This window comes from Roseitalea porphyridii, from assembly GCF_004331955.1.
Classification (GTDB): Bacteria; Pseudomonadota; Alphaproteobacteria; order Rhizobiales; family Rhizobiaceae; genus Roseitalea; species Roseitalea porphyridii.
In genome coordinates this window covers 521,677-536,921 of sequence record NZ_CP036532.1, presented here as the reverse complement: position 1 = coordinate 536,921, position 15,245 = coordinate 521,677, and the positions used below count along the sequence as shown (strand labels likewise).

Annotated in this window: 13 protein-coding genes and 1 tRNA gene; 7 read left to right on the top strand and 7 right to left on the bottom strand. The window is 65.4% G+C overall.

The genetic code is table 11. The features are described from left to right. Nucleotides 1-68 precede the first annotated feature (68 nt). From E0E05_RS02490 to E0E05_RS02475, 4 genes are all read right to left on the bottom strand, one after another. Nucleotides 69-1,838: an SLC13 family permease gene (locus tag E0E05_RS02490; RefSeq protein ID WP_131615275.1), complete on the bottom strand. Its 1,770-nt coding sequence runs from the start codon at nt 1,836-1,838 to the stop codon at nt 69-71. Between the two features lie 161 nt (nt 1,839-1,999). After that, complete coding sequence (locus E0E05_RS02485) at nt 2,000-3,091, bottom strand: beta family protein (protein ID WP_158629253.1); 1,092 nt, start codon at nt 3,089-3,091, stop codon at nt 2,000-2,002. Beyond that, a complete protein-coding gene (locus E0E05_RS02480) occupies nt 3,060-4,388 on the bottom strand; it encodes an XRE family transcriptional regulator (protein ID WP_131615273.1) in 1,329 nt (442 codons plus the stop codon). Before E0E05_RS02480 ends, E0E05_RS02485 begins: the two co-directional genes overlap by 32 nt. 1,032 nt (nt 4,389-5,420) lie before the next feature. Beyond that, nucleotides 5,421-5,669, bottom strand: a complete 249-nt coding sequence (locus tag E0E05_RS02475) for an SMc00767 family acetate metabolism repressor (protein WP_039722642.1) — start codon at nt 5,667-5,669, stop codon at nt 5,421-5,423. Between the two features lie 363 nt (nt 5,670-6,032). Between E0E05_RS02475 and E0E05_RS02470 the strand changes: the two genes are divergently transcribed. Beyond that, nucleotides 6,033-7,469: a helix-turn-helix domain-containing protein gene (locus tag E0E05_RS02470; RefSeq protein WP_131615272.1), complete on the top strand. Its 1,437-nt coding sequence runs from the start codon at nt 6,033-6,035 to the stop codon at nt 7,467-7,469. A gap of 3 nt (nt 7,470-7,472) precedes the next feature. Here E0E05_RS02470 and E0E05_RS02465 read toward each other — a convergent pair whose 3' ends face one another. Next, nucleotides 7,473-8,348 (bottom strand): LysR family transcriptional regulator, encoded by an 876-nt coding sequence (locus tag E0E05_RS02465; RefSeq protein WP_131615271.1) that lies wholly within the window; start codon nt 8,346-8,348, stop codon nt 7,473-7,475. Between the two features lie 86 nt (nt 8,349-8,434). On the opposite strand from E0E05_RS02465, the gene E0E05_RS02460 reads away from it, so the two are divergent. From E0E05_RS02460 to E0E05_RS02435, 6 genes are all read left to right on the top strand, one after another. Continuing rightward, complete coding sequence (locus tag E0E05_RS02460; RefSeq protein ID WP_131615270.1) at nt 8,435-8,701, top strand: hypothetical protein; 267 nt, start codon at nt 8,435-8,437, stop codon at nt 8,699-8,701. Further along, entirely contained in the window at nt 8,670-10,073 is a 1,404-nt protein-coding gene (locus E0E05_RS02455) for a glutamine synthetase family protein (protein ID WP_131615269.1), read from the top strand. The genes E0E05_RS02460 and E0E05_RS02455 overlap by 32 nt, the downstream gene beginning before the upstream one ends. Before the next feature lie 127 nt (nt 10,074-10,200). Then, nucleotides 10,201-11,298, top strand: coding sequence for a polyamine ABC transporter substrate-binding protein (locus tag E0E05_RS02450; RefSeq protein ID WP_131615268.1), 1,098 nt, complete (start codon nt 10,201-10,203; stop codon nt 11,296-11,298). 140 nt (nt 11,299-11,438) lie between these two features. Then, nucleotides 11,439-12,578, top strand: coding sequence for an ABC transporter ATP-binding protein (locus tag E0E05_RS02445; RefSeq protein ID WP_131615267.1), 1,140 nt, complete (start codon nt 11,439-11,441; stop codon nt 12,576-12,578). A 24-nt stretch (nt 12,579-12,602) separates the two neighbouring features. After that, entirely contained in the window at nt 12,603-13,499 is an 897-nt protein-coding gene (locus E0E05_RS02440; protein ID WP_131615266.1) for an ABC transporter permease subunit, read from the top strand. 4 nt (nt 13,500-13,503) lie between these two features. Next, nucleotides 13,504-14,313: an ABC transporter permease gene (locus tag E0E05_RS02435; protein WP_131615265.1), complete on the top strand. Its 810-nt coding sequence runs from the start codon at nt 13,504-13,506 to the stop codon at nt 14,311-14,313. A 27-nt stretch (nt 14,314-14,340) separates the two neighbouring features. Here E0E05_RS02435 and E0E05_RS02430 read toward each other — a convergent pair. Together E0E05_RS02430 and phaP are read right to left on the bottom strand one after the other, a co-directional pair. Further along, a tRNA-His gene (locus E0E05_RS02430) sits at nt 14,341-14,417 on the bottom strand. Between the two features lie 165 nt (nt 14,418-14,582). Beyond that, the gene (gene phaP, locus E0E05_RS02425) at nt 14,583-15,071 is read right to left on the bottom strand and encodes a TIGR01841 family phasin (protein ID WP_158629252.1); all 489 of its coding nucleotides are present in this window, start codon (nt 15,069-15,071) and stop codon (nt 14,583-14,585) included. Nucleotides 15,072-15,245 lie beyond the last annotated feature (174 nt).

The window sequence follows — 15,245 nt, the reverse complement described above, 5'->3', positions numbered from 1 at the left end:
TCATACCGGGACTTGGCCCCGGTATCCATGGCGCACGAATGGCCGATGACGAGGCGTGGGCGCACGCATCACAGGGGCCACACCCACAGGATCATCGGCACGGACACGGCGATGACGATGACCTCGAGCGCCAGGCCCATGCGCCAATAGTCGCCGAACTGGTAGCCGCCCGGCCCCATGATGATAGTGTTGTTCTTGTGGCCGATCGGCGTCAGGAACGCGCAGGAGGCGGCCACGGCGACGCCCATCAGGAACGGGTCGGGGCTGGCGCCCAGCGACTGCGCCACCGACACGCCGATCGGCGCGGCGATCAGCGCGGTGGCGACGTTGTTGAGGAAGTCGCTCATCGTCATGGTGACGACCATCAGCACCAGCAGGATCGCCCAGGCCGGCCAGCCATCGGTGCCGTCGACGATGGCGTTCGCGATCAGTTCGGTACCGCCAGAGGCCTCGAGCGTCGCCGACAGCGGGATCAGCGAGGCCAGCAGCACGATCACCTTCCATTCGATGGTGGCGTAGAACTCCTCGCCGCCCAGAAGCCCCAGCGCCACATAGGCGACGACGCACGCCCCCAGCGCGACCGCGAGCGAGGTGACGCCGAGCACCGCCAGCGCGATGGCGATGCCGAACGCGGCGATGGCCGCGGCCGCCTTGCGGCGCTGGATCACGGCGGTCTTGCGGTCGGCCAGCGGATAGACGCCGAGCCATTGCGCCACCTGCTCCATCCGGTCGTCGGGGCCGAGCAGCAGCAGCACGTCGCCGGGCCTGATCGCCAGCTTGCGCACCCGGTCCCTGAACCGCCTGCCGCCGCGCGAAACGCCCAGCAGCGTCACCCCGTGCCGGTAGAGCAGGCGCACATCCATCGCCGAGCGGTTCACGATGCGCGCCGTGTCGGGCACGATCGCCTCGATCAGCGTCAGGTTGGCGCCGCGCAGGCCGCCCTGGTGCTTTTCGGAGCCGGAGAAATCGAGTTCGGCGGCGCCCATGAAGGCCTCGATCGATTTCGGATCGCCCTCCAGCACCAGAAAGTCGCCCTTGCGGATCTCCTCGGTGCGCGAAAAGCCCGGCAGGCGCTTGTGGTTGCGCACCAGCCCGATGATCTGCACGTCCTTGTCGGCCGCCTCGGGGTAGAGATCGCGGACCATCTGACCGATCGCCCTGGAGCCGTCGCGGACCCGCGCCTCGGCCAGATAGAGCCCGGCATCGTCTTCCAGCGACGGACCGCCCTCGCGCCCGGGGATCAGCCGCCAGCCGATCAGCGCCACGAAGACGATGCCGACGCTGGCGACGACCAGGCCCACGGGCGCGAAATCGAACATGGAAAAGGGCGCGCCGAGCGCGTCCTGCCGGTACTGGGCGATGACGATGTTGGGCGGCGTGCCGATCAGCGTGATCATGCCGCCGAGGATCGTGGCGAACGACAGCGGCATCAGCGTCATCGAGACGGCGCGCTTGGCCTTCCTGGCGACGTCCATGTCGAGCGTCATCAAAAGCGCGAGCGCGGCGACATTGTTGATCACCGCCGACAACGCCGCGCCGACCACGGCCATCACCGAGATGTGCACCGGCACCGGCCGGTCGGGCGCGACGACGAACCGGGCGATCAGTTCGACCGCGCCGGAATTGACCAGCCCCCGCGAGACGATCAGCACCAGCGCGATGATGACGACGGCGGGATGGCCGAAGCCGGCGAACGCGGCGTCCGGTTCGACATGGCCGGCAAAGACGGCGATCAGCAGCGCGGTGAAGGCGACCAGATCGTAGCGCACCCGCCCCCAGACCAGGAAGGCGAACAGAACGCCGAACAGCGCGAACAGTAAGATCTGGTCACCGGTCATGATCATGCGCCGGTGGTGGCACAGGGCATGGGGGAAGGGAAGGGGTGGGATAGGGCGTCATGGGTGGCGGTGGGCGGCAAGCGGACATCGGCTGCGGGAACAAGCGGGTCAGGCACTCACGCCGAATGTGGACGTTTGCCGTGGTTGTGCGGGGCTGATCCCTAGAACAAGCTGTCCTGCTCCGAGTACTCCGCAAGGGCGTCGTCCTCAAACTCAATTCCCGACATTGCGCCAAGGTCCCGCACGACCCTTACGAGGTGGTGCGCAGTATTTAGCTCCCGCCAGCCTGTGGCGTCTCCGCAAGTGTCGGTCATACCCTTCGCATTGCGCCAGATGCGATCGTCCGCATAGGAGAAGCGGCGGCCGCAGTAGTGCTCGCTCTCTATGATCTGCTTGCAGACCTCACGCATGGTTGGCGTGAATGCCCCGGAGTCGCTGCCCCTCACTACCAGTGTGTGCGTCTTTCCGGTGTAGCGCAGGTGAGGCCTCGGCCGTCCGCCGCCCTTGCCGTTTGGGAACACCATTCGCCCGCAATCCGCACCGAAATCTCCGTAGGCCAGTCGATCCGGCTGCACGCCAGTCTCCTCTAGTGCGGCTTGGAAAGTGGTCCACTCCGCCCTGGCGATCAACGTCCGCTCGTTGGCGCCGACCGGTAGCTTTTCCGGGTACGCCGAGGCCTGGTAGACGATCTTGTTCCACTGCGCCACGCCGCCCAGTTGATCAAAGATCCCACCGATGTTTGTCGCGAAGTCTACGCCAAGGGGCGCGCCAGTGAAGTCTACGAAGAGAATACACTGCGCGGGTCGGAGACCCGCCTCTCCCACTGTCTCAACCAGTGCGGCGGGATCGACTTGTTCGAAGTCCATGTAGATACCCGCCCTTACATCGCCATCCCGAATGAGTGCCCGTCGTGCCGGATTGGACAAATCGGAAATGGTTAGGACGGGAAGCAGGCGGGAGTTGGCCCGAGTAGCAATCCGGAAGAGCGTCGTCACCCCCTCGTCACCCAAGGCCTCCGCCGCAAACTGCGGATCAAGGAACGCGCGCCGGTGGGGCCAGCTCTTACCGAGGCGATCCCCCATCATGTAGGCGATCTCGTCCAGTGTGGGCACGCGCCCTTTTTCGGGGTCAGCCTCGGTGGGAGGTGGCACCACGAAGCGAGGGCAGACGTACCGCTGATAGCGAGGTGGCAGCCTGCCGCAGGCCGCAAATTCGCCCGGCTTAGCCCTGACGGCTGGGTAGTACAGGAACATCACTCTTTCCTTTCTGGGCATCGCCTACAAAGAGCTTTCTCACGGCGTTCCTCCCAATCTTGTCTGCGAACAAAGACCAATCGTCCCGTTCCTTGCGTACCCGCCCAAACACGATCGCCGGATGGATACTTAGCTCGTTGGCGAAGCGCTCGATCACCGTAGCCGACTTCGCGATACGGGCCATCGAACGCCGCCAGCGCTCTTCCGGTATGAGCAAGTTGGAGGCGAAGCGGTTTGCTTCCTCTTCCTGCTCATCAACCGATGTCCCTTGGTCCGTCTGATCATAGAAGCCCACGGCCAGACCGGTGGAATAGTGAAGTGTGACGTGGGCGAGTTCGTGCATCAACGTGAACCAGAAGTTGTCCACAGTGTCCGTCCGCAAGGTCATTCCGATGACCGGCCTTCCGTCCACGACGAACGCCGCGCCGTCGATCTTGAGGCCTGGAACCTGCGGCTCCACGATAAGGACGATGCCGTGATTGGCGAGCATTGTCATCGCCCTCAGCGGCCCGTCGGCTTCGCGGCTCAGACGAACCAGTTCTGGCATCCAGTTGAGTTCGAGCGGTTCATAGTCTTCTTCGACGCCCGAAAAAGCTTCCCGCGCCCTGGCAGTCACCCTAGCGCGCCAAGCGTGGAGCATGACATCTTCGGAATGGTCCACAACATTCAGGCCGGTGCGGAGAAGGCCGGGGCTGCCGAAGTCGATTCTGTTCTCGGCGATATAGCGGCGAAGCTCTCCCTCATTGAAGTCCTCGGCAAACCACCCATTATCGCGCCCGTGCCTCAGGATCTTCTTGATCTCGGCCTTCGACACGCCGTCAATGACCTTGTCCAGACCGCGGAACTCCGGTTGGTCGGAAATGTCAGCCCAAGGCCGGACTCCGAGCAGAGCCGCCACCCGATGGTAGTTCTTGAGGCTGATTTGCGCATAGCGCTCGGCCTCCCAACGCTGAACCTGCTGCTCCTTCACCCCAAGGCGCCACGCCAGGTCCTTTTGAGAGAAGCCATTGGCGATCCGAGCCACAATAAGCATTAGGCCAAGGTCGTGGTTAACCAGTGCTTTAAGCGCGGTCGGCCGTTTGGTATCCTTGGCCTGTTCGTAGGCCTCGACCGCTTGGGTCAGGCGGTTGCGCTCGGCCTTCATCATGCGCGAGACTTGAGAAACCACCTCGGGCGGTAGGCCTGCCACAATCGGCTCCAGCGCGTGCTCCGAGCTAAGTGCCTCGGAGAGACGAGAAATGCGGGCGCGCGCATCTCGCACCTCCTTCTCGTTGAGTGTGATTCCGTTGAAAACCATGCCTGATGTTACCCAACTTTTCTGTTGTGATCAAGTACACAACAAATAAGTTGGACACAATGGCATTCTGGCGATTTGAACGCTCGTTGCGAACGGCGGCTTTCACGAGTTGTGTCCTAAAATCCCAAGAGACGAGTGGACGTCCGCCAAGGGTCGACGAAACCTCAAAAACACTTATCCCCCTTCTGCCCACCTCCCCTACACTCCCGGCCATCCCTTTCGCGGAACCTCGGGTCTAGAACCGACGATGCGGGGAAAGGGACGGCGGCCTGGCTGGTCGGGCAGAGGTGTCCGGCCGGGTGATGAACCCCCAAGCCAGGGCGGAACGAAGGTCTGGCGCATCCGCCTTGCCGCTGTCCGGTGTTCCGTTCAGCGCGAAGGCAGGAGCGGGAACCGGCATGGCCGAGGATCGGCGGCGCGAACACGCGCGGCGGCAGAAACAGGTGCCACAACATGCCGGACCGGCCCGGAAAAGGGCCCGCGCCGGGCGACGATCACCGCAAGCCCGCCGGACGGGCGGTCTGGAGACCGCACATACATGACTTCGGATCGCGGCTTCCGGACCGCCCGTCGTTCCGTTCTCCTGCGCTCACGGCAGTTCTCCTGTCGGAGAACGCCTCCGCATGGGCCTCGCAAAGGCTCGGACGGCCGGTCGGCCTTGCGGGCTGCGCCCGGGGGAGCGGGGTGGCAAATTTCCACACCGTCATTCCGGGGCGGCGCAGCCGAACCCGGAATCCAGAGCCGAGGCGTCGGCCATCACGCAACTGGATTCCGGAATCAAGTTCCGGAATGACGCCGAAGGAGGCAGGACGGCAGAGTCCAGCGAATCGCAGGCGATGCGGCGGGGGTAATAAGCAGGCGTGATTGGCGAACCGATACCCCCACCCGGATCAGCGTCGCTGCGCGCGCTTCTCCGACCTCCCCTCAAGGGGGAGGTGGGGCGCCGGACACGCCGTCACGAGGGACGGGGCGCGATGCTCGACGGCCTCCCTCCCACGCGTGCGGGGTGGGATGAGGGGTGCGATGCGTCGGCTACTTGCCCTGGGTGACGATCACCGGGATCAAAAGGTCGCCCCAGTTGCCGTCGCCGCCATGGTGGCGGGCCGAGCGCACCAGTTCCACCGACACGCCCGCCTCGACCGCCTTCATCACCGACTGGTTGAGCCGGTGCAGGTCGTTGGCCAGCATGCGGATGGCGGCCTGCTGGTCGGCGCCCATGGTCGAGGACTGCTCTTCGGCGCGCTCCTTGACATGGGTCTTGGGACGTTCGTGGCTGGACATGTGCTGCTCCGTGGCGGGTTTGGCCGTTGGTCCTTATTGGCGGCGGCGGGCCGAAAAGTCCACCGCCCCTTTGGTTGCGCCGGCGCTTCGGCCGGTCGCGCGGGCGGTCCGGCCACGTTCCGCCGGCCACGCCGGCAAAAACCTGTCAATGCCGCCGCCCCATCGGCTTTCGATCGGCATTGACAAGGCGCCACCGAACCGCCCGCCGCCGATCATGATGCAGAAAAGGCGAAAGACAACAGTGTTTTGCCGCATCGCACCCGTTCGAGGGGTGCTTTGGTCGCCGCTGTGACCCAAGGCCGAAGTCAACTTGTCAAAAGAGTCAAAGCATGCGCATGGTCGACGCCCGAAAGGAACGAGGCCGTGGCCGAACAGAAGATCTTCGCCGGCGCCCGGATCCGGCGCATCCGCACCCAGCGCGAACTCACCCAGACGGCGATGGCCGCCGATCTGGGCATCTCGCCGAGCTATCTGAACCTGATCGAGCGCAACCAGCGCCCGCTGACCGTGCAGCTGCTGCTCAAGCTGGCCTCGGTCTACAAGGTCGACGTCAACGAGTTGCAGGGCGGCGGCGAACAGTTGCTGCCGCAGCTCAAGGAGATGTTCTCGGACCCGCTGCTGGCCGGCGAACTGCCCGGCGACCAGGAGCTGATCGAGATTTCAGAGGGCGCGCCGAACGTCGCCAGCGCGCTGGTCAAGCTGTACCGGGCGTTCCGCGAGAGCCAGGAGCGGCTGAGCGATCTGTCGGACATGCTCGCCCGCGAGGGCCACGAGACGCGCATCGCCTCGACGCGCCTGCCGGCGGACGAGGTGCGCGACACGCTGGAAAAGCGGCCCAACCATTTCGCCCGGCTGGAGGAGGAGGCCGAGAGCTTCATCAAGCTGTTGTCGCCGGGGGACGATCTGGCCGGCGCGCTGAAGGACTGGCTGCGCGCCGATCACGGCATCGCGGTCAAGGTGTTGCCGGTCGACGCGATGCCGAACTGGAAGCGGCGCTACGACCGGCATTCGAACCGGCTGTTCGTCTCCGAGCGGCTGTCGCCGTCCGACCAAAAGCGCGAGATCGCCATGGAGGCGGCGCTGATCCGCATGCAGGTGGCGATCACCGCCGAGATCGAGGATCTCAAGCTTTCGTCGGCCGAGGCGCAGCGCATCGCCCGGTTCGAGATGGCGCGCTATGCGGCGCACGCGCTGATGATGCCCTATGAGCGCTTTTTGCAGGTGGCGACGCGCGCGCGCTACGACATCGACGTGCTGAAATCGCGCTTCGGCGTGTCGTTCGAGCAGGCGGCCAACCGGCTGACCATGCTGCAGCGGCGCGGCGCGGCGGGCATTCCCTTCTTCATGGCCGAGATCGACCAGGCCGGAAACCGCTTCCGCCGGGCCGGCGCGCGCGGCTACCCGCAGGCGCGGTTTGGCGGCTCGTGCCCGAAACTGCCGGTGCACGAGGCGTTCAACACGCCCGGCCACATCCTGGTGGAAGCGGTGCGCATGCCCGACGATGTCGAGTTCCTGGTCATCGCGCGCACGCTGGAAGGCCCGCAGGGCGCGTTCCACGAGCGGCCGCGGCGCACCGCGATCCTGCTGGGCTGCGAGATCGCCCACCGCAACGATGTGGTCTATGGCGCCGCGCTGCGGGTGGGCGCGGACGAGGACGGGCGCGTGCAGGCGATCCCGGTCGGACCGGCCTGCCGGGTGTGCGAGCGCGCCGGGTGCCTGGCCCGCGCCGAGCCGCCGATCACCCGGCCGCTCGGGCTCGACGACATGACGACGGGCCTGAGCGCATTCGACTTCGTCTGACCGTCAGGCGGCTTCGACAAAGCGTTCGCCGCGATAGAGATCGGCGTTTCGTTCGATCAGCGCGGCGATCCGGCCGATCAGCGTGCGCACCTCCGGGCGATGCCGGTCGTCGCCATGGGTGATCATGTATTGCGCATGGGCCATCCCGGCGATCACCGGACCGGCACGGACAAGGCGGCGGTCGCGGTCGCCGGCGAAACAGGGCAACACGCCCCGGCCCGCGCCGGCGGCGACCAGATCGGCCAGCGTGCGCGGCGTGTTCGCCCAGGCCGCGACGGGCGCATCGGCCTGGTCGAGCACCCAGCGCGCGGAAGCCGTCAGCGCCTCGTCGCGGCCGATCGCCACCCAGTCGAGCGCCGCGTCGCCGGGCAGATGCGCGGCCCGGTAGGGCGCAAAGGCGACATCGGCCAGCTTGCGCACGGCCAGATTGCCGGTCTCGGGCGGCGCGTTGCGCAGGCCGATCTCGGCCTCGCGATGGGCCAGGTCGAGCCGCGCCTCGGTGGTCTTGAAGCAGATGTGGAACGCATCGGCCGGCGACCACAGCGCGGTGAAGTGGTCGGCCAGAAAGTTGGCCGTCCATGTGCCGGCGGAAACGCGCACGCCGGGCTTTTCACCGCTGGTGCGCGACCAGTCGGCGATCGGCCGCATGCCCGCTTCCACCGCCCGCGCCTTGTCGCGCAGCGTGCGCCCGTCGGCGGTCAGCCGATAGCCGGCCTGCGAACGCTCGAACAGGGTGCGGCCGATGCACTGTTCGAGCGCGGTGACGCGCCGGCCGATCGTGGCGGGGCTCAGCCCGGTGGACGCGGCCGCCCCGGTCAGCCCGCCGCCTTCGCACACGCGCAGGAAGATGCGCAGATCATCCCAGTTCGGTTCATTCATTGATGAAAAGCACCTTCCGCAAGCGGCCGTATCGAGCGCTTCGTGAGGCTAATAGATTGCACTTGTGCAAAACAAGAAGTGATCTCATGTCCGGCATCACGCCGCCGCCCATCTTCATCAAACCCCGCAAACCCGGCAATTCGCCGCAGGCCGAGCAGCGCTTCTACGAGAGCTGCGACCATGGCTTCGCGATCGGCCTGGAAGGAGCCCTCGCGGACATCGCCATGGTGCTGGCGCGCCGGCGACGCGGCCCGGCGGCGATTGACAAAGCGCGAACCGCGGCTTTCAAGATCGCACTTCGATCCACGGAGCCTGCACCGCATGACCGCGCTGACCCCCGTTGCCGCTGCTGAGACCGATGTACCGGATGCCGGGGCACGCACGGCCGACCGGGCCGAATATGACGCCTTCATCGCGGCGCATGCCGACGTCGAGGCGGTCGAGTTCCTGATCGTCGATCCGAACGGTGTCCTGCGCGGCAAGTGGGCGCCGGCGGACTCGCTGAAAAGGGCGTTCAAGGAAGGCGTCAACTTTCCCATGTCGATCCACGGGCTCGACGTGTGGGGCCGCGAGGTCGCCGAGACGGGCCTGCACATCGAAAGCGGCGATCTGGACGGCTATTTCCGGGCCGTCGCGGATTCCCTGACGATCGTGCCGTGGGCCAAGCGCAAGACGGCCCAGGTGCTGCTGCGCGGCTTTACCCCCGACGGCGAACCGCTGCGCTATGACTGCCGCAACGCGCTGGGGCGGATCACCAAGGCGCTGGGCAAACGCGGGCTTCACCCCGTCGTCGCCTTCGAGGTCGAATTCTATCTTCTGGCGCCGCAGCCGGCCGGCAGCGACACGATGCCCGAGCCGGTCGGCACGGCGCTCGGTCCTGACCGGCAGCGCATGTACGGTCTCGACGATCTGGCCGAGTTCGGCCCGCTGTTCGAGGACATAAGGGCCGCCGCGCAGATCCAGAACGTGCCGATCGACACGATCGTCAAGGAGGCGGCTCCGGGCCAGTTCGAGGTCAATCTCCAGCACCGGCGCGACCCGCTGCGCGCCGCCGACGACGTGATCATGCTGCGGCGGATCATCACCGGCTGCGCCCGCAATCACGGGCTGCAGGCGACGTTCATGGCCAAGCCCTTCATCGAATATGCCGGCAACGGCATGCATGTGCACGCCTCGATGACCGACGAGGCGGGACGGAACGTCTTCGCCGGCGAGGAGGGCGAAAGGCGGCTCGGCGGCGCGATCGCCGAACTGATCCGGACCATGCCGCAGGGCCTGCTCCTGTTCATCAACACCTGGAACGGGTTCCGGCGGATCCAGCCGGGCTCGTACGCGCCCACGCGCGCCGTCTGGGCGCGCAACAACCGCTCGGTGGCGCTGCGCATTCCCGCCTCGACCGACGAGAACCGGCGCATCGAGCACCGCATCGCCGGCGCCGACGCCAACCCGTACATCCTGCTCTGCGCGATCCTGCAGGCGATGATGGACGGGCTCGACAAATGCGAGGCGCCGCCGCCGCCCGTCACCGGCAACGCCTATGACGCGACGATTGGCGAGCAGCTTCCCGACGACATGGACGAGGCGCTGCAACTGACGTCGGCGGGCCAGTTCTGCGAGCGGGCGCTGGGGCCGGAACTTGCCAAGATCTACCGCGATCTGAAACGGGCGGAGATCCTGGCGTTCTGGCACGAGATCACCCCGCTCGAACGGTCGACCTATCTCTGAGCGTGTCGGACGCGGCGCGCAAAACCGCTTGTGCACTGCCAGAAACACCAATAGGTTTTCGTTCAAACGCGGCCGGCCCATGGCCGGAACCGCGTGCGCCAACAGGAAAACCGGGAGTCATTCCAACATGCGCATTTCGACCCTTCTCGTCTCGACGGCCGTTCTGGCCCTTGCCGCCGCCGGCACCGCCAGCGCGCAGGACCGCGTCGTCAAGATTTTCAACTGGTCCGACTATATCGACGAATCCATCCTCGAGGAGTTCACCGCCGAGACCGGCATCGAGGTGGTCTACGACGTGTTCGATTCCAACGAGATCCTGGAGACCCGGCTGCTGGCCGGTTCGACCGGCTACGACATCGTCGTGCCGACCGGCACCTTCATGGCCAACCAGATCAAGGCCGGCGTGTTCCAGCCGCTCGACAAGGAGGCGCTGCCGAACCTGGAAAACATGGACCCGGCGATCATGGAACGGCTCGAACTCTACGATCCGGGCAACGACTACGCGATCAACTACATGTGGGGCACGACCGGCATCGGCATCAATGTCGACATGGTGCGCGAGCGCCTGGGCGAGGATGCCGACCTCAATTCCTGGGACCTGGTGTTCGATCCGGAGACGGCCGGCAAGCTCGAGGATTGCGGCATCTTCCATCTGAACGCACCGGCCGAGATGATCCCCGCCGCGCTCAACCATGCCGGCATGGATCCGGACGCGCGCGACGCCGACAGCCTCGCCAAGGCCGCCGAGGTGTACGAGCCGATCCGCCCGTTCGTGCGCAAGTTCCACTCGTCCGAATACATCAACGCGCTCGCCAACGGTGACATCTGCCTGGCCGTCGGCTGGTCGGGCGACGTGCTGCAGGCCCGAGACCGTGCCGCCGAGGCCGATTCCGGCGTCACCGTCGACTACATCATCCCCAAGGAAGGCGCGCTGATGTGGTTCGACAACATGGCGATCCCGGCCGACGCCGAGAACGTCGCCGAGGCGCACGAATTCCTCAACTATCTGATGCGGCCCGAGGTGATGGCCAAGGCGTCGAACTATGTCTACTACGCCAACGGCAACGAGGCCGCGAAGGAATTCCTGATCGACGACGTGATCAACGATCCGGCGATCTATCCGGACGAGGAAACGCTGTCGCGCCTTTACACGGTCACGCCCTACAGCCAGCGCGAGCAGCGCAACGTGACGCGAACCTGGACACGGATCACCACGGGCCAGTAGGGAGAAGCGGCCTTGTCGGGCGCCTTGCCGCCGTCCCGGGACGCGATCCCGGGCTCCACCGTCCATTGCGACATCCTTCGTTCCGGGGAAAAACCCCGGAACGAAACGCCGCGACGGCCTTCCGGACGCCGGGGGCATTCATGAAGTCGCTGGGCAATGTGCGGCGCTCGTTTGCGCCCTGGGCCGACGGCAACGCAAAGCCCTACATCGCCTTCGACAACGTCACCAAGCGCTTCGGCGATTTCACCGCCGTCGACGATCTGACGCTGCACGTCTACGAGCGCGAATTCTTCTCGCTTCTGGGCCCTTCGGGCTGCGGCAAGACCACGCTTCTGCGGATGCTGGCCGGCTTCGAGGAGCCGACCTCGGGCGACATCCATCTGGACGGCCAGCCGCTCAAGGGCGTGCCGCCGCACAAGCGCCCGGTCAACATGATGTTCCAGTCCTATGCGCTGTTTCCGCACCTGTCGGTGGCCGACAACGTCGCCTTCGGGCTGAAGCAGGAGGGCATGGAAAAGGGCGCGATCGCCGAGCGCGTCAACCAGATGCTCAAGCTGGTCAAGCTCGAACAGTTCGCAAAGCGCAAGCCGCACCAGCTCTCCGGCGGCCAGCGCCAGCGCGTCGCGCTCGCCCGCTCGGTCGCAAAACGGCCGAAGCTGCTGCTGCTCGACGAGCCGCTCGGCGCGCTCGACAAGAAGCTGCGCGAGGAAACCCAGTTCGAGCTGATGGACCTGCAGGTGGAACTGGGCCTGACCTTCATGATCGTCACGCACGACCAGGAAGAGGCGATGACCATGTCCGACCGGATCGCGGTGATGGATGCGGGCATCATCGTGCAGGTCGGAACGCCGGCGGAGATCTACGAGGCGCCGGCGACCCGCTATGTGGCCGACTTCATCGGCAATGTGAACATGTTCGAGGGCCGCGTGACGGCCCGTCAGGGCAGCCTTGCCGATCTGGATGCCGAGGACGGTTTCACCATCCGCACCAACGCGGCCGACGGCTTCAGGGCGGGCGATCATGGCTGGTTCGCGATCCGACCCGAAAAGGTCGACGTCACCCGCGGCCGGCCCGAACACGAGCACAACGCCGTCGAGGGCGAAGTGTGGGACATCGCCTATCTGGGCGGCATCACCGTGTTCAACGTCCGGCTGGATTCGGGCAAGGTCGTCAAGGCGACCGTGCTCAATTCCGAGCGCACGGTCGAGGATCCGATCGGCTACGAGGAACGGGTCTGGCTGTCGTTCGAGCCCGATTGCGGCCTCTTGCTGGCGCGGTGAGATGAGGGAGCGGCCGCCCATTCCATGAACCTTTTCCGCCGCCTGACGATCCTGATCCCCTATCTGTGGCTGCTGGCCCTGTTCCTGCTGCCGTTCCTGATCGTCTTCCGGATATCGCTGTCCGAGCCGGTGCTGGCGATGCCGCCCTACATGCCGCAGTTCGACCTTTCGGAAGGCTGGGCCGCCTTCCGCGAGAACCTGTCGCAGCTTTCTTTCGCCAACTATGTGTGGCTGACCGAAGACGCGCTCTATCGCAACGCCTATTTCTCGAGCCTGCGGATCGCCTTCATCTCGACGCTGCTGACGCTGGCGATCGGCTTTCCGCTCGCCTACGGCATGGCGCGGGCGCCCGAGAATCTGCGGCCGATCCTTCTGATGCTGGTGATCCTGCCGTTCTGGACCTCGTTCCTGATCCGTGTTTATGCGTGGATCGGCATCCTCAAGCCCGAGGGCCTGCTCAACCAGTTCCTGATGTGGCTGGGGCTGATCGACGACCCGCTGACGATCCTGAACACCAACACGGCGGTCTATATCGGCATCGTCTATTCCTACCTGCCGTTCATGGTGCTGCCGATCTACGCCACGCTCGAGAAGATGGACTATTCGCTGGTCGAGGCGGCGCAGGATCTGGGCTGCACGGCGCTGAGCGCGTTCTGGAAGGTGACCGCCCGGCTCGCGGTGCCCGGCATCGCGGCGGGGTGTCTGCTCGTCTTCATCCCGGCGGTGGGCGAGTTCGTCATCCCCGATCTGCTCGGCGGCTCGGACACGTTGATGATCGGCCGTACGCTGTGGGTCGAGTTCTTCAACAATCGCGACTGGCCGGTCGCCTCGGCGGTGGCGATCATCCTTTTGATCCTGCTGGTCGTGCCGATCGTGCTGTTCCAGAACGCGCAGGCGCGCGCCCAGGAAACGGGGAGATGACCCGATGAGCGGCCGCTGGACATGGTTCAACGTCAGTTCGGTCGTGCTGGGGTTCGCGTTCCTCTACATCCCGATCCTGCTGCTGGTCATCTATTCGTTCAACGAGTCGCGTCTCGTGACCGTCTGGGCGGGCTTTTCGACCCGATGGTATGTCGAGATGTTCAACAATGAGGGGCTGATGGACGCGGCCTGGGTGACGATCCGCGTCGCGCTCGTCGCCGCCACCGTCGCCACCGTGCTCGGCACGCTCGCCGCGCTCTCGCTGGTCCGGCATACGCGCTTCACAGGGCGGACGCTGTTCACCGGCATGGTCTATGCGCCGCTCGTCATGCCCGAAGTGATCACCGGCCTGTCGCTGCTGCTGCTGTTCGTGTCGATCAACATGGATCGCGGTTTCTGGACGGTGACGCTCGCGCACATCACCTTCTCGCTGTGCTTCGTGGCCGTCGTCGTCCAGTCGCGGCTGGTCAGCTTCGACATGTCGCTCGAAGAGGCCGCCCAGGATCTGGGCTGCACGCCGTTCGAGGCGTTCTGGAAGGTGACGCTGCCGGTGATCTTTCCGGCCGTCATTTCGGGCTGGATGCTCGCCTTCACCCTGTCGCTCGACGATCTGGTGATCGCCTCGTTCACCTCCGGGCCCGGCGCGACGACACTGCCGATGAAGATCTATTCGCAGGTGCGCCTCGGCGTGACGCCGGAGATCAACGCGGTTTGCACGATCCTGATCGGGCTGGTCGCCATCGGCGTGATCACGGCGACGCTGGTCAACAAGCGGCGCATGGTGATGGACGCCCGCATGCGCGAGGCGGACTGAGCGGCTGTCGAAGATCGAGGAGAGCGATGGTACGAACGGGTGGATTTGAACCACCGACCTCTGGAGCCACAATCCAGCGCTCTAACCAACTGAGCTACGTTCGCACACGGGCCGTCCGAATAGTGGCACGCGGCCCTTTTTGCAAGGCCGGAATATAGAAGCGGCCCCGTCGTTCCGCAAATCAAAAGGCCGGGCGAACCCGGCCTTCCGAACACATCCTGCGCGAAGCCGCCCCTCTCAAAGGGGCCGCCCGGCAATGCACGAGGCGGTCAGCGCGTCTTGATCGCGCTCATCGCCTTTTCGGCGGCGGCCTTGGCCGGAGCGGTCATGTCCTCGCCGGCCTTCTGGTAGAGCGCCTGCATCGTCTTGGCGTTGTCGACGGCCCGTTCGGCCTGTTCGCGAACGAAGGCGGTCTGCAGTTCGATCAGTTCGGCGACCGACTTGACGCCGACCATCTTCTCGAGATGGCTGAAGGTGCTCTCGGTGTTGGCGCGCATCGTGTCGATCGCGGCGAGCGAGATCTTCGAGGAATGCTCCTGCGCGCTGTGCAGGCCGGCCTCGGCTTCCTTCTGGACGTCGTCGAAGGCGGACTTCGCCGTTTCGAAGGCGGTCTTGGACTTGGCGAGGTTCTCCTCGGCAAGCGACCGGAACTGCTCGATCATCTCGGTCGGGTTCGGCATCTGGCCGGCGAATGATTCGGCGCCGGGGATCGCGGTTTCGGCGGTGGTTTCGGTCTTGGGGGTTGCGGCTTTGGCCATGTTCATGTCCTCCATGGGCATCTGCTGTTCGAAGATGGCTTCCCGTACCATATCGTTTTGTGCGTTGCAACATTTGTGTGCGTTGCACAAATCAATCGTGATCGACGCGATTAACCAGAGAATCACTCCGTGAACCGCGAGCGGGCATGGGAACTTTACGGCCCGCGCCCGATG

Excerpts from the sequence above, each read along its gene's own strand:
- E0E05_RS02485 (WP_158629253.1), bottom strand. The coding sequence starts at position 3,091 with ATGTTCCTGTACTACCCAGCCGTCAGGGCTAAGCCGGGCGAATTTGCG.
- phaP (WP_158629252.1), bottom strand. The coding sequence starts at position 15,071 with ATGGCCAAAGCCGCAACCCCCAAGACCGAAACCACCGCCGAAACCGCG.
- E0E05_RS02465 (WP_131615271.1), bottom strand. The coding sequence starts at position 8,348 with ATGAATGAACCGAACTGGGATGATCTGCGCATCTTCCTGCGCGTGTGC.
- E0E05_RS02490 (WP_131615275.1), bottom strand. The coding sequence starts at position 1,838 with ATGACCGGTGACCAGATCTTACTGTTCGCGCTGTTCGGCGTTCTGTTC.
- E0E05_RS02440 (WP_131615266.1), top strand. The coding sequence starts at position 12,603 with ATGAACCTTTTCCGCCGCCTGACGATCCTGATCCCCTATCTGTGGCTG.
- E0E05_RS02480 (WP_131615273.1), bottom strand. The coding sequence starts at position 4,388 with ATGGTTTTCAACGGAATCACACTCAACGAGAAGGAGGTGCGAGATGCG.
- E0E05_RS02450 (WP_131615268.1), top strand. The coding sequence starts at position 10,201 with ATGCGCATTTCGACCCTTCTCGTCTCGACGGCCGTTCTGGCCCTTGCC.
- E0E05_RS02435 (WP_131615265.1), top strand. The coding sequence starts at position 13,504 with ATGAGCGGCCGCTGGACATGGTTCAACGTCAGTTCGGTCGTGCTGGGG.
- E0E05_RS02475 (WP_039722642.1), bottom strand. The coding sequence starts at position 5,669 with ATGTCCAGCCACGAACGTCCCAAGACCCATGTCAAGGAGCGCGCCGAA.
- E0E05_RS02460 (WP_131615270.1), top strand. The coding sequence starts at position 8,435 with ATGTCCGGCATCACGCCGCCGCCCATCTTCATCAAACCCCGCAAACCC.
- E0E05_RS02445 (WP_131615267.1), top strand. The coding sequence starts at position 11,439 with ATGAAGTCGCTGGGCAATGTGCGGCGCTCGTTTGCGCCCTGGGCCGAC.
- E0E05_RS02455 (WP_131615269.1), top strand. The coding sequence starts at position 8,670 with ATGACCGCGCTGACCCCCGTTGCCGCTGCTGAGACCGATGTACCGGAT.